A 14,075-nucleotide genomic window follows, 5' to 3' on the forward strand; every position below is an offset into this window, starting at 1 on the left:
AATTTGAAGAGGTATAAGATGGGCGGAATTAAGATCGGCATCATTGGTGGAAGCGGCGTATATAAGATTGAAGGTGTTGAAGTTATTAAAGAACACAAAGTGTCTACTCCCTTTGGAGCGCCTAGTTCTGAAGTGATTGAGGCTAATCTTCACGGTACACCTTTTTTCTTTATACCTAGACATGGAAAACACCACAACTTCACTCCCTCTGAAGTAAATTACAGAGCGAATATTTTTGCTCTGAAAGAACTTGGTGTTGAGTATATTATTTCAGTTTCAGCAGTAGGATCTCTAAAAGAAGAATTCCCTCCGGCAAGTTTTGTTATCCCTGACCAATTCATCGATTGGACAAAAGGTAAGCGCGAAAGAACTTTCTTTGGAAACGGAATCGTGGGCCACGTCTCAGTTGCAGAACCTGTTGATACTCAACTTCAAAAGATGATTGTTGAAACTTGCAAAGAAGCGGGTGTTAAACACGGATCTGGCGGATCGTACATCTGTATCGAAGGGCCTCAGTTCTCAACAAAAGCAGAATCAAATATCTACAGAAGTTTCGGTGCAAGTGTTATCGGTATGACAAACGTACCGGAGTCTTACCTGGCAAAAGAAGCGGGAATTGCTTATGCAACAATCGCCATGGTTACAGATTATGACTGCTGGAAAGAAGAGCACTGTACACTTGAAGAAATCATGAAAGTTATGTCAGCAAACAATCAATCAGCACATGCGGTTTTAAAGAAGCTTCTTCCAAAGCTTCACGCGAACCCATTTGCGATTAAAAAAGAAAACACGTTTGCTGTTATGTCGAAACCTGAAAAGCTCTCAGCAGAGCAAACTCACATTCTTGAAGTACTTCTAAAGTAATGAGCTACACAGGTCACTATACAGTTTTAAAGCATGAGTGCGTCGATTCATTAACTGAAAAGGCGCCTCTGGATAAGAAGTCTTACTTCGCCGATCTTACGTTTGGCGGAGGCGGTCACACGTTTGAATTTTTATACAGGAATCCCCTTTTTAATGTCAGGTCAACTGACCAGGACCCGGACGCCTTAAAAAATGGAAATGAGAGAATCCAGAAAGAACAAATGGGTGATCGAATTAAACTTATCGATACAAACTTTGTCCATTTTTCTTCAATGATCAGAGAGCATTCTCCAGAAGTTTTTGCGGACGGTGGATTCCAGGGAATTCTTCTGGACTTAGGAGTGTCTTCACATCACTTCGATGAGGCCGGCAGAGGTTTCTCATTCCGCTTTGACGGGCCACTTGATATGCGTATGGATTACGAGTCGGATGAATTTCAAACGGCCGAAGAAATCGTCAACACATACAGTGAAGAAGAACTAAGAAGAATTTTTGAAGAGTACGGTGAAGAAAAAAACGCCAGAAAGATCGCTGCGAAGATCGTGACTGAAAGAAAAGAGAAACGAATATCGACGACCAAAGAATTGGAAAACATCGTTTTCCATTGTTATCCAAAAGAGCATCGTTACGGAAAGACCAACCCTTCTACTCGAGTATTTCAGGCCCTAAGACTTGAAGTAAACCGGGAACTTGAAGTTTTATCCAACACAATTGATCAACTAATTCCGCTTCTAAAAGTAGGCGGCCGACTCGCTATCATCAGCTTTCACTCTCTCGAAGATCGCATTGTGAAGAATGTTTTCAGGGACGCCTCTCAAAAAACCGAGCTTCCCGTAGAGGTTTTAACAAAAAAGCCAATTCTTCCATCTGAGCAAGAAATTTTAGACAATTCTCGCTCAAGAAGTGCTAAACTAAGAATATTAGAAAGAGTAGAAACTAAAAAAGACAAGAATAAATATAAGCAATGATATTTGGCATTTAATCAAGGAGTGATTATGGCCGCATCAAAGAAATCTTCTGAAAAATTTCAGTTGGGCGCGAAAGTAAAAGAGATTATTTTCAGCTCACAGGGTTTTCCCATTTTCTTATCATTCACCACACTCGCCATTTTGTTTGTTCTATTTCGCATGAAAAATGTTGAGATGGATTACACCATCACAAAAACAAACCGCGAAATCGAAAAAGTTATTCTGGATAACAAAGAATTAAAAGCTAAGAAGGCAAGAATGCTCTCAGCTGAAAAGTTAAGAAAATTAGCGGCAGTACATAACCTGGATCAACCAAAACAGGATCAAATTATTGTCATTCCATAGGATTTGGAAATTGAATTATGAATAGAGTTGAAAAAAATAGGATCATCTTTGTTTTTACCTGTTTCTGTTTGTTTTTCCTTCTTGTTTTAGGGAAAGCATTTAAGGTTCAGCTAGTCGATGCTGGAGATCTCATTGTTCGCGCCAATTCACAATTCTTAAGACAGGCAACTGTTTATCCAAAACGCGGAAACATCTACGACCGTTCAGGTCACCCACTCGCTCTTAACGTTCAAACGTACAGTATTTTCACAATCCCAAAATCAACTGACGGGAAAAATGATGTTTATAAGAAGCTAGCTAAGATCGTTCCAGAGCTTTCGTACAAAGAAATGATCACGACGATCAAAAAGAGAAAGAGATTTACCTGGCTTGGCAGAAAACTTCGTCTTTCAAAAGACCAGGTTGAAGATATCAAGGAACTAAAAGGAATCTTCATTGAAGGAACTCCAGAGAGAACTTATCCAAACCACGAGCTTCTGTCTCAGGTTATCGGGTTTGTTGGTCTTGATAACTCAGGTCTATCCGGCCTTGAGTATATGTACAATAAAGAGTTAAGAGGAAATCCGGTCACTCTAAAATACACGATCGACAACAAAGGTCGCGCAATCAAGTTCGAAAGCCATCAGGATGTAACAGCACAAGCAAAAGACATTTACCTGACGATTGATAAAGACATCCAGGGAATGGCCGAAAAGTATTTAAAAGAAGCTGTTCTAAAACATAATGCAGATAAAGGTGGGATCGGTGTTATTGATGCTTCGACAGGTGAGATCCTGGCGATTGCCAACTACCCTACTTTTGACCCGAACAATGTGAAGGGGTCAGCACCGGAATCAAGAAAGTTAAGTTTTGCGATTGATCCGTTTGAGCCAGGTTCAACATTTAAGATTTTCACAGCGGCTTCGGCCCTTGAGCACAAAACGGCCACTATCAACTCTACTTACTATGCTGAACAAGGAAGAATGAGAGTTGATAATCATTGGATTAAAGAAGCTGAAAGCCATGAAAAATTTGAATGGATTTCAGTTGCAGATATTATCCGTTACTCTTCAAACGTCGGGACGACAAAACTTGCTTTTGACCTGACTTTCCCGAAATTAAAAGAAACATTAAAAGAACTGAATTTTGGAAATAAGACAGGTATTGAAGTACCGGGAGAGTCTCGCGGGATTTTTACGGAAGCAGATAATGTCACTCCTCTTTCTTTAAGTAACATCAGTTTCGGTCAAGGTATTGCTGTAACAGGTGTTCAGATGATGGCCGCCTATGCAGCGATTGCCAATGGTGGTGAGTACATTAAGCCAACACTTATTAAGCGCGATCCAAACCAAGTGACGGTTTCAGAATTAGAACCTGAAAATGCGAATCAACTGGAAAAAAGAAGAAGAGTTCTGTCGCAGAAAAACACAGAAGACCTGACAAAAGCGCTAGTGTTAGCAGTTGAAAAAGGTACTGGTGGAAATGCTAAGATCCCTCACTTCCAGATTGCGGGTAAAACGGCGACTGCTCAACGTGTAGATAAAAATGGTGGATATAAGGGTTATGTATCTGGGTTCATCGGGTACCCGGTTAACGTAGATAGAAAATTTGTTATTGCCGTTTATATTGATAACCCAAAAACAGGTGGATATTACGGTGGAGCGGTTGCGGGTCCAGTGTTTAAGAATCTAGCGGAGTATATGCTTTATAAAAATAAAGACATCAGTAGACTCGCAGAACACGAAGACAATGATTACGATCTGAAAAAAGTTAAGACCAATATCGACATGGTTCAGGTTAAAGAAGCGGCTTCAAGAAGCTTGACTCCTGGGATTGTGCCGAACATGATGGGGCTGGATAAGATTACAACGACCAACATCTCGTTGAAGTTAAACCTTCAAGTTGTTCATAAAGGTATGGGAGTGGTTTCATCACAATACCCACCAGCAGGAACACCGATTGGCGATGATACTGTTGTAAAATTAGAATATTCACCTCCAACATACGAATAGGTCATGAACAAAAAAGAACTTGTCGACGTTTTAAATGCAGACATTGCCTCTAGAAACACCCTGACTCAACTTGATGATGTTGTAAGTAACATTACAACCAATCTGCAGACGGCTACTGCGGCCGATGTTGTTTTCTATAAAGTTCATAACAATGAAAAATCAATTGAAGATTTTAATAAGCGCCTTAAAGGAAAAAATCCAGGGTTGATTGTTTTAAATCATGGGGCCGAATCATTGGTGAAGGCCGATAATTGTATCTTTGTTGATGCGGCTAAATTTCTTATTCTACAAAAGAAAGTTTTAGATATCATGTTTCCAAATAAAGGGCAGATGAAAATCATCGGCGTCACTGGGACTAACGGGAAAACGACAACTGTTAACCTGGCGATGCAAATTAGCACTCAGCTTGGTCACCCGGCGATTTCAGTAGGAACAATCGGTGTTCAGGATGCAAATGGTGCATTGATTGAAGATTTAGAATCAACAACGCCTTCATATGTTGAATTCAGAAAGATCATTCACCGCTTTCAGGAAAAATACCAGGCATGTTTTGTGGAAGTGAGCTCTCATGCTCTTGTTCAAGACAGAATTTATGACATTGCTTTAGATGCAGCTGCGTGGACAAGTTTTTCTCAAGATCACCTCGACTATCACAAAACAATGGAAGAGTATTTTGATGCCAAGATGCTGATTGAAAAGAAATACCTGAAAGAAGGAAAGAGTCTTATTGTTCCTTCTTTTGAAAAAGACCTTTACCAAAACATCTTGAAGAAAAATCCGAATGCACGTGTAAAGGTAGCGAGAACACTTGATGAAAGAAAGATGACGGAGAGACCGCTTTTTTATCATTCATCATACAATCAAAGTAATGCTGAAGTGGCCCTGCAATTAAATTCAGACCTTTGGGGAGAAGATAAGATCAATTCCTTGAGTCTAAAAAATATTAAAACTCCACTCGGAAGATTTTCAGTAATCGAATTGGACAACGAAGGCATGGCCATCGTGGATTACGCTCATACTCCGGATGCCTTGATTAATATCGGAGAGGCCATCAGAAAAGCTTTCCCGAATCATTCACTTACCGTGGTTTTTGGTTGTGGTGGAAACCGCGATAAAACCAAAAGACCCCTGATGGGAAAGGCGGTAGCTGGATTTGCAGATAAAGTTGTCGTGACATCAGACAACCCTCGCGACGAAGCACCGGAAGATATTATTATCGACATCATCGCCGGCATTACTACCGGTTACGAGGCAGTCGTCGACCGTAAAAAAGCTATTCTTTTTGCACTTGAGGCCATGAAGAAAAAAGAAATCGTTCTTATCGCTGGAAAAGGGCATGAAGAGTATCAGGAAATTAAGGGTGTGAAGCACCCATTTAGTGACTTCAATATCGTTTCTCAATTTAAACGCGGATAAATTTAATGGTTTCTTCAAAACTTCTTTTTAAACTTAAATCAGTTAAGACGATGACGAGCGCTTTTGATCATAAAGGCCGCGAGTTCGAATTAAAAATCAATACAGATTCACGCAGTTTTCAGGCAGGTGAGACTTTTGTCGCCCTAGTTGGAGAAAACTTCGATGCTTTTAATTATCTTGAAGGTGTTTTAAATCTTGAGGCCAAGGTTGTGGTTTTTAACTCGACTAAAGAGCGCGATGAACTAGTGCCAATGCTGGCAGCTTTTTATCCTAAAACACTTTTTATTACTGTCACAGACACGCTTCTTTTTATTCAAGAGCTTGCTCGTTTGCATATCGAGGGTTGGAGAAAAGCAGATAAAGACAGAAAGATTATTGGAGTGACGGGATCAAACGGTAAAACCACTCATAAAGAAATGATCTATTTTCTTTTAAATTCTATTCTCCCGGGAAAAGTCCTGGCGACAAAAGGGAACTTAAATAACCACATAGGAGTTCCATTAACAGTTTTTAGACTGAATAAAAAACATAAAGTGGCAATTATCGAAATGGGGATGAATCACGCCGGTGAAATTAAGGTTCTTTGCGACATCGCTAAACCAGAGCACGGGATGATCACTAATATTGGAGCAGCCCACATTGAATTTTTAAAAACGATGGAAGCAATCTTCAAAGAAAAAGGAACCCTTTACGATTCAGTTGTAAAAAATGCCAAAGGCAAGGGATCGTTCGTGGTGAATGCAGATGATCCTTACCTGGCGAAACTTAAAAAATCAAAAGGCCTAGTAACTTATGGTGAAAAGAACGGTGATGTAAAAATTAATATCGATGGAGATGAGATTTCTTTTAACATCGATAAGAAAAATGTGTGGATAAATAATAAAAATATCTTTGAGCACCACAACCTGAAAAACTTGGCAGGGACAACGATCTTTGCGATGAGCTTATTCCCAAAAAAGATTAAAGAATTAACAGAGGCAGCTTCAAATTATGAGCAGCCTAATATGAATAGGTCCCAATGGGTAGACAACATCTTCCTTGATGCCTATAACGCCAACCCAAGTTCAATGCGCGTTTCACTGGATTCATTTGTAACAGTCATGAAAAATAAAGGTGTCTCACTTGATGACTGCTACTTTGTTTTGGGTGACATGAACGAGCTGGGAGATCATGCCCCGCAGATGCATAAAGAGATTGCAGAGCACGTAATGTCTCTAGGAATTAAGAATGTCACTTTTATTGGAAGATACCGCGAGTTTTATCTTAACGGTTACCCAAATCCAGTAAGTCATTATCACACTAAAGAAGAGTTCTTTTCTGAATGGAAAGACGTCAGAAAAAAATACAAGTTTGTCTTCGTGAAAGCGAGCCGCTCTTTACAACTAGAAACCCTGATGGGTATAGTTTAATATTGGTTAAAACTTAAAAAAATAGGAAAGTAAGGATGCTTTACCATTTACTCTACCCACACCACCACCTGTTTAACATCTTCAAGTACATTACTTTTAGAACCGGGATTGCTTTTCTAATAGCAACAGTACTTTCGATTATCTGGGGACATTACTTCATCGACTTTATGAAGAAGAAGCAATTCGGACAGATCATCAGAAATGATGGCCCTGAGTCTCACTTTAAGAAAAAAGGGACTCCGACTATGGGCGGTGTGTTCATGTTGGGGAGTATTTTTGTTACGACTCTGATCTGCGGAAACTTTTTTTCTATGCCGCTTAAGATCACTTTAGGGGTCACTTTTTCTTATTTCCTACTTGGTTTTTATGACGACTATCTGAAAGTTTTAAAGAAAGACACGAAAGGTGTTTCGGCCAAGGGTAAACTTGTTTGGCAATTCGGAACGGCCCTTGTCGCTATGTATATTATGGTGAGTCAAAATATCATCAATACTGATGTGTACTTTCCTTTCTTTAAGGCCCCGATTATTGATCTTGGTTACTGGTATATCCTGTTTGGATCAATCGTTATTGTTGGATTCAGTAACGCAGTTAACCTAACAGACGGTCTTGATGGTCTGGCGATTGGGCCAATCATGGTGAGTGCGGCGACGATGGGTCTTCTTACTTACGTCACTGGTCACAAAGAAATCTCTCAGTATTTATACATCCCATACTTCGAAGGCATGGGAGAGATCACAGTCCTAACTGCGGCTATTATTGGTGCAGGAATCGGCTTTTTGTGGTATAACTCATACCCAGCTCAAATTTTTATGGGCGATGTTGGATCCCTGTCTTTGGGAGGAACATTGGGTACGATTGCAGTGCTTGCGAAGTCGGAATTCTTGTTCGTAGTTATCGGCGGAATTTTCGTTATCGAAGCTCTTTCAGTTATTATCCAGGTTGCTTCATTTAAAACCCGCGGAGTACGCGTTTTTAAAATGGCACCTATCCACCATCACTTCGAAAAACTTGGCTGGCCGGAGACGAAGGTAACAGTTCGCTTCTGGATTATCAGTGTGTGTCTGGCAATCATGGCACTCTCGACATTAAAGACTAGATAGTCGTCGAGTTAGTCTAAGAGGAAAGTTGAATGGAAATGGAAAGATTTAAAGGTAAGAAAGTTCTTATCGTAGGTATTGGCAAGACTGGTTTTTCTCTGATCAATTTCTTCAACAAATTAGAATGCGAAATCAGAGTAACGGATATCAAGCCAATCTTCGACCTTAACAAGTCAGTTAAGAAGCTTAAGAAAATCGAACCACCTCTAGAGATGACTTTTGGTGAACACAAAGACGAAGACTTCCTGGAAGCAGACGTTATTGTTTACTCAGCGGCAGTAAATCCAAATCTTCCTCAATTAGAATTAGCACGCAAAAACGGGAAAGAAGTTTATTCTGACTTCGCCCTTGCTTATAAACTTTGTAAAAAACCAGTTATCGCTGTTTGTGGATCTTTCGGTCGTACAACAATTGCAGCGATGATCGGCTTCACACTTAAAGTTGATGGGAAAAACGTATTCGTTGGTGGAACTTCAGAAATGCCATTCATCGAGTACTGCCTTCTTCCAAACATGAACGAAATTGATTACGTAGTGGTGGAAGTTTCAGCAATCCAAATGAAGTCACTTCAGGATTTCCATCCAAAGCTAGTTGTTTTCCCGAACATCGGAGAGAACTTCTCAAAAGCAAACTTCTCTTCAGTTTCTGAATACATTGAAACTAAACTTTCAATCATTAAAAAACTATCTCCAGAAGATACACTGGTAGCAAACTACGATTCACTTGCTAACAATGCATTCTTTAGAAACGCGAACTGCCAGGTTTACTGGTACTCTCGCCGCTCATACTTAACTCTTGGAGTAATGAACGAGATCCAGGGAACTCACTTCCACGACAGAAGAATCCACTCGAACATCAATTACCACTCAGAGTTTAAAGTTTCTAAAATGAGAATCGTGGGACAAAATAACCGCGAAAACCTAATGGCAGCAGTGACTGCTTGTAAGGCCCTTGATGTAAGTGACGATGCAATCCAAACTTGTATTGAGAAATTCCCAGGGATTCCAAATCGTATGGAATTCATCATGGAGAAAAACGGAGTAAGCTTCTACAACGATTCAAAAGCTGAAACGATGCCAGAAATGCTGGCTTCACTTAAATCATTCAAAGAACCAGTCATTCTGATTGCTGGTGGTAAAGACAATGAAGATCTTAACTTCGATCCATTTGCTAAGGACATGATCGGAAACGCTCGCGTTTTAGTTTTGGTTGGAGAGTGTAAAGAAAGATTAAATAGAGCTCTTGGTGATCATAACCAGACTTACATTGTCGGTTCATTTGAAGAGTCAGTTCTGTTTGCTTACCAAAAATCGAGAACAGGAGATGTTATTCTTCTGTCTCCAGGAAACCCGGCTTCGGATTTCTTCCGCGACTACGAAGAGCGCGGGAACTATTTCAAGAAACTCGTTTATCAATTATAAAAAAGGCCTCCTTCGGGAGGCTTTTTTGTATACCCGACCACTCCACTTTTTTTCTACAAATTTTCTCCATCCATTTAAATCTTTGTTATTCTAATACATATGGATGAACAACTTCATGATGTAGACAGGCTGATCAAAGCGTTTCTTTCAACGCTGGCGATTATTATTACGATTGGACTTATTATGGTCTGGTCTTCCAGTTATATCCTGGCCAATGAAAATTTCGGCAGTCCTTATCATTATATTATCCGCCAACTCGTCTATCTTTTCCTGGCCATTGGTGTGGCCTTTGGTGTTTCAAAAACAAAATACACTTTCTGGTTAAAGTACGGTTACATCGTTAACATCGCCGCTTCTGCTATTGTGGCGCTGACTATTGTTAAAGGGATTGGAGCTTCGGCTAAAGGTGCAAGCCGTTGGCTAACAATGGGAGGCATGAGTCTTCAGCCGGGTGAGATTGTAAAGTTCACGGTTATCCTTTCAGCGCTTTCGTTTTTTGAAAACTGGAACAAGATGGATAATAAAGAGCGTATGAAACATGGGGGAACTCTGTTTCTTCCATTAGCTCTTTTAATTAAACAGCCGGACTTCGGGACATTCTTTATTTGTTTTGTCGTGATCTCGTTTGTTTGTTTTATGAGTTCATTTCCAAGAAAGTATTTCTACTACTCACTGATTGCCGGTGGAGTTGGTGGAATTTTTGTTCTCTTCTCTCAAGCGTACCGTGTAAAACGTATGTTAACTTACCTTGACCCATGGAAGAATCCACAAGGTTCAGGTTTCCAGATCATCCAATCTTATATGGCCTTCGCCAACGGATCGGCTTTTGGCCAGGGTCTTGGTAATAGTAACGAAAAACTTTTCTATCTTCCGGAAGCTCACAACGACTTCATCTTCTCGGTTATCGGGGAAGAGCTTGGGTTTATCGGGGTCTTTTTCCTGATCTGCCTTTTTGTCGCTTTCATCTATTTTGGCTTCAAGCTAGCCCTTCAGGTAAGGGACCGCATCGGTGTGATTATGGCGTCGGCCATTGTTTTCGTTTTAGGTCTTCAGGCCCTGCTTAACATGGGGGTCGTTCTAGGTCTTCTTCCTACAAAAGGATTGAACCTTCCGTTCGTTAGTTATGGTGGGTCATCGCTCCTTTGTAACTTTTTTGGAATAGGACTCTTACTCTCAGTAATAAAAGGTTACCGCAATGAACTTATGGGCGTTGAAAACAATTTCAGGCCAAAAAGAGAATCATTTGGTAGAAGAAAAGCTACCGGAGATGAGAGCGGGCACGAAGAAGCTTACGTCTAAGTCTCCCTGTTTTGATCATATACATTTTAGGAGTTCGTTATGTTCCGCAATCACTCGGCACTAAAACCAAACCATGTAAAAATTCACTTCGTTGGAATTGGTGGAATCGGTATGAGTGGAATCGCTGAGGTTCTTTTGTCTTTAGGATATAGAGTTTCAGGATCGGACGTAGCTGAGTCAGCAAACGTAAAAAAATTAAAAAAAATGGGAGCGGAAGTTCACATCGGCCATAAAGCAGAAAACCTAAATGACGTCACTGTTGTGGTTCACACTTCTGCAGTTAATGAAACAAACCCGGAAATGCTTCGAGCGAGAAAAGAAGGAATTCCGATTATCAGAAGAGCTGAAATGCTTGCTGAGCTTATGCGCTTAAAGTACGGTCTCGCTGTTGCCGGAACTCATGGAAAAACAACTACGACTTCTTTTCTGGCGACAATTCTTCAAGAATGTAAATTGGACCCGACATACATCATCGGTGGAATTGTAAAAAACCTGGATGGTCACGCCAAAGTTGGACAAAGTGATTACCTGGTAGCTGAAGCAGATGAATCAGATGGATCTTTCCTTCTTTTGTCTCCAGTGATGTCAGTTATTACAAATATCGATAACGATCACATGGATCATTACGGTACGGAAGAAAACTTATTCCGTGCTTTCGTAGAGTTTGCCAATAAGATTCCATTCTACGGAGTGGTGGCCCTCAATGCTCACGATGAAAAACTCATGAAGCTTAAAGCAGAAATGAAGCGTCCAACAGTAACGTTTGGAATTGAAACAGCGGCAGATTACGAAGCCCGCAATATTGAGTTTGGTCACTTTGAAACAAGTTTCGATGTTTATTATAAAGGCGAAAAAATGGAGAGATTTAAAATCAATCTTCCAGGGCGCCATAATATCCTAAACAGCCTTGGAGCGACAGCTTTGGCAATCCATATGGGATTGAGTTTTAAAGATGTAGCAAAAGCAGTTGGAAAACTTGAAGGTGTTGGAAGACGCTTTCAGCTTCTGCATAAAGCAGGATCATTTGAAGTGGTAGATGATTACGGTCACCACCCGACAGAGATTGCTTCAACTCTAAGAATCGTCAAAGACACCCGTCCTGATTATAAAAAGATCGTGATCTTTGAACCTCACCGTTACACTCGCACGCGCGATTGTTGGGATCAGTTCCTTCATTGCTTTAACGATGCCGATCAACTTTATTTACTTCCAATCTACGCTGCCAGCGAGAACCCACTTGATGGAATTTCAACAGAGCGCCTGATTGAAGACATTAACCGCCTTCACCCGAGCTTTGCTAAGAAGATTGAAAATATCGAAAAACTTCCTGAGGTGATTGAATCGCATAAGGGAGATAAAACGATCGTTGTCACTTTAGGTGCAGGGTCAATCGGTAAAGTCGCCAGAAAATGGGCGGGCGTTGAATAGCAAGATTCAGCTTTTAGTTGTGGCCTTGGTTTCCTTTGGATTGGGGGCCACAACGACCTATCTCTTGTCTTCCAAAGATCAACTCAAAGAATCAAACTCTCAATCTTTCCAGTCAGAACGAAGAATCACAGAAACTCCTATAGAGGAAGGCCGTAAGCCTTTTTTTATTAAACCAGAGTCTCACCAAGAATCAGAAAGTTTAAGGACTGAAACTGTGCCTACAGAAGAATCAGATAAAAGTTCTACTGATAAAAAACCGGTTGATTATTTCAACCTGGCAAAAAACATCAGAGATTTTCAGGATAAAGTTTCGGCCGAAATCAAAAGGACTTTTAAAAGCATTTCTTTGAAGGATGAAAAGCATAGTGCAAAAAAAGACCGTCTCAACGGTAAGTACGAGATGTTTTTTGAAGAAAACAGGCTTTGGTATAAAGCAGAAGTCGAGAGCTTTACCGGAGAAAAACTTCATCTTTTTTTTAATTACTACAACTGCGACGTAGACCGCGGAGGGAAAAAGAAATCTGAGCCTCGCGATGTACAAGAGCGCTGTTTTGTCATGTGGGGATTTCTTTATTATAAACAAAATTGGGAGCAGTATTCGATCTCTTCAAATTCAGAATACTATTTGTGGAAGGATGACATGCCTTATGCTGCCCTCGAAATTGAAAATCTTGGGGATTATGCTAAGGAAAATGGACTCTTGAAAATGATGGTTCCAATCCCGGATAATAATGATCCAATGTATGCCTTAAGTTATAAAGAAGGAAAGTTTCAATGGTCAAAAGGGCAAAATGTAAACTGGCAGCCAATCAACCAAAAGGTCATGATGAAATTTCAGGATGCCGTTAATAAGCATCAATCCGGCTGGCCCAAGCCGTAGACAATCCCACCGAAAATTCGGTAGCATGAATCCATGCTGGAAAAAATATTAAACCACCCGGACATCGTTGTTGAGATCGATAAAGATCTTAAGAAGTACTCGACTATGAGATTAGATGCTCGTGGAGATTTAATTACGGTAAAGTCGGTTGAAGGGTTAAAGTTTGCAACTAAGACCCTGACTCAAAATAAAATCGACTACCGCGTCCTTGGTTGGGGAGCTAACATTCTTCTTCCAGCTAAAGCAGAGCTTCCTTATATACAGCTAGATTTTGATTTCGACCGCGGAGTTTTTGAAGCTCCTCGCGATGAATATATTCTTCCAGCATCTGTGAGCCTGGCGACTCTAACCAGCCATGCAAATAAATTTGGCCTTAAAGGATGGGAAGTTTTCACGGGAATCCCGGCCAGCCTAGGTGGCGCGATTTTTATGAATGCCGGAACAAATCTGGGTGAAATCGGAACCATTATAAAGGAAGTAAAACTCATTACGAAAAACGGAGAGGAAAAGTCGGTTATTATCGAGAAAGGCTCTTTCTCATACAGACACAATCACTTTGTTGATAAAGGTGATGTGATCTATCAAGCCCGACTGATTCACTTTGGTATTGATGCTGCTATTTCTAAAAAAATTAAAGAGTATTTAGATATGAGAACTCGCACTCAACCATTAAAAGAATGGACGTGCGGATGTATCTTTCAAAACCATCACGACAATCTCCGCGACGTGACTTGTCGGGCTGGTCTTTTTATAGATATAATGGGCCTCAAGGGTCTAACCATAAAGAATTTGCAGATTAGCCCGAAACACGCCAACTTCATGGAAAACAGAGGCGAAAGCTCTTATGAAGACGTGATGGAAATGATCACAGTTCTTCAAAAGGAACTTAAACTTCAGTTCGGTGTTTCGTTTGAAACCGAAGTTGAGTATTAGCAGTAGCTAGGAATATTGTCA

At 40.5% G+C, this 14,075-nt stretch carries 12 protein-coding genes; all 12 read left to right on the forward strand.

Annotated features, from left to right (window positions below):
* Window positions 1-18: 18 nt before the first annotated feature.
* Window positions 19-864: an S-methyl-5'-thioadenosine phosphorylase gene (gene mtnP / locus ACN20O_RS08425; protein ID WP_491638971.1), complete on the forward strand. Its 846-nt coding sequence runs from the start codon at window positions 19-21 to the stop codon at window positions 862-864.
* Window positions 864-1,832 (forward strand): 16S rRNA (cytosine(1402)-N(4))-methyltransferase RsmH, encoded by a 969-nt coding sequence (rsmH, locus tag ACN20O_RS08430; protein WP_491638973.1) that lies wholly within the window; start codon window positions 864-866, stop codon window positions 1,830-1,832. Before mtnP ends, rsmH begins: the two co-directional genes overlap by 1 nt.
* A 27-nt stretch (window positions 1,833-1,859) precedes the next feature.
* Complete coding sequence (locus ACN20O_RS08435; protein ID WP_491638975.1) at window positions 1,860-2,177, forward strand: hypothetical protein; 318 nt, start codon at window positions 1,860-1,862, stop codon at window positions 2,175-2,177.
* A 17-nt stretch (window positions 2,178-2,194) separates the two neighbouring features.
* The gene (locus ACN20O_RS08440; protein WP_491638977.1) at window positions 2,195-4,168 is read left to right on the forward strand and encodes a penicillin-binding transpeptidase domain-containing protein; all 1,974 of its coding nucleotides are present in this window, start codon (window positions 2,195-2,197) and stop codon (window positions 4,166-4,168) included.
* Between the two features lie 3 nt (window positions 4,169-4,171).
* Window positions 4,172-5,584 carry a Mur ligase family protein gene (locus ACN20O_RS08445; protein WP_491638979.1) on the forward strand — a complete coding sequence of 471 codons (1,413 nt, stop codon included), beginning with the start codon at window positions 4,172-4,174 and terminating at the stop codon, window positions 5,582-5,584.
* 5 nt (window positions 5,585-5,589) lie between these two features.
* On the forward strand, window positions 5,590-6,993 hold the full coding sequence (locus tag ACN20O_RS08450) for a UDP-N-acetylmuramoyl-tripeptide--D-alanyl-D-alanine ligase (RefSeq protein ID WP_491638981.1): 1,404 nt from the start codon (window positions 5,590-5,592) through the stop codon (window positions 6,991-6,993).
* 35 nt (window positions 6,994-7,028) lie between these two features.
* Entirely contained in the window at window positions 7,029-8,096 is a 1,068-nt protein-coding gene (gene mraY, locus ACN20O_RS08455) for a phospho-N-acetylmuramoyl-pentapeptide-transferase (protein ID WP_491638983.1), read from the forward strand.
* A 29-nt stretch (window positions 8,097-8,125) separates the two neighbouring features.
* Window positions 8,126-9,514, forward strand: coding sequence for a UDP-N-acetylmuramoyl-L-alanine--D-glutamate ligase (gene murD / locus ACN20O_RS08460; RefSeq protein ID WP_491638985.1), 1,389 nt, complete (start codon window positions 8,126-8,128; stop codon window positions 9,512-9,514).
* Between the two features lie 99 nt (window positions 9,515-9,613).
* Window positions 9,614-10,813 (forward strand): putative lipid II flippase FtsW, encoded by a 1,200-nt coding sequence (ftsW, locus tag ACN20O_RS08465; RefSeq protein ID WP_491638987.1) that lies wholly within the window; start codon window positions 9,614-9,616, stop codon window positions 10,811-10,813.
* 39 nt (window positions 10,814-10,852) lie between these two features.
* Window positions 10,853-12,241, forward strand: a complete 1,389-nt coding sequence (murC, locus tag ACN20O_RS08470) for a UDP-N-acetylmuramate--L-alanine ligase (protein WP_491638989.1) — start codon at window positions 10,853-10,855, stop codon at window positions 12,239-12,241.
* A complete protein-coding gene (locus tag ACN20O_RS08475; protein ID WP_491638991.1) occupies window positions 12,234-13,121 on the forward strand; it encodes a hypothetical protein in 888 nt (295 codons plus the stop codon). The genes murC and ACN20O_RS08475 overlap by 8 nt, the downstream gene beginning before the upstream one ends.
* A gap of 33 nt (window positions 13,122-13,154) precedes the next feature.
* Window positions 13,155-14,054 carry a UDP-N-acetylmuramate dehydrogenase gene (locus ACN20O_RS08480; protein ID WP_491638993.1) on the forward strand — a complete coding sequence of 300 codons (900 nt, stop codon included), beginning with the start codon at window positions 13,155-13,157 and terminating at the stop codon, window positions 14,052-14,054.
* Window positions 14,055-14,075: the final 21 nt, after the last annotated feature.

This window comes from Bacteriovorax sp. As-1 (genome assembly GCF_058446905.1).

Coding starts and splice junctions, on each gene's coding strand:
- mtnP (WP_491638971.1), top strand. CDS start 19: ATGGGCGGAATTAAGATCGGCATCATTGGTGGAAGCGGCGTATATAAG.
- rsmH (WP_491638973.1), top strand. CDS start 864: ATGAGCTACACAGGTCACTATACAGTTTTAAAGCATGAGTGCGTCGAT.
- ACN20O_RS08435 (WP_491638975.1), top strand. CDS start 1,860: ATGGCCGCATCAAAGAAATCTTCTGAAAAATTTCAGTTGGGCGCGAAA.
- ACN20O_RS08440 (WP_491638977.1), top strand. CDS start 2,195: ATGAATAGAGTTGAAAAAAATAGGATCATCTTTGTTTTTACCTGTTTC.
- ACN20O_RS08445 (WP_491638979.1), top strand. CDS start 4,172: ATGAACAAAAAAGAACTTGTCGACGTTTTAAATGCAGACATTGCCTCT.
- ACN20O_RS08450 (WP_491638981.1), top strand. CDS start 5,590: ATGGTTTCTTCAAAACTTCTTTTTAAACTTAAATCAGTTAAGACGATG.
- mraY (WP_491638983.1), top strand. CDS start 7,029: ATGCTTTACCATTTACTCTACCCACACCACCACCTGTTTAACATCTTC.
- murD (WP_491638985.1), top strand. CDS start 8,126: ATGGAAATGGAAAGATTTAAAGGTAAGAAAGTTCTTATCGTAGGTATT.
- ftsW (WP_491638987.1), top strand. CDS start 9,614: ATGGATGAACAACTTCATGATGTAGACAGGCTGATCAAAGCGTTTCTT.
- murC (WP_491638989.1), top strand. CDS start 10,853: ATGTTCCGCAATCACTCGGCACTAAAACCAAACCATGTAAAAATTCAC.
- ACN20O_RS08480 (WP_491638993.1), top strand. CDS start 13,155: ATGCTGGAAAAAATATTAAACCACCCGGACATCGTTGTTGAGATCGAT.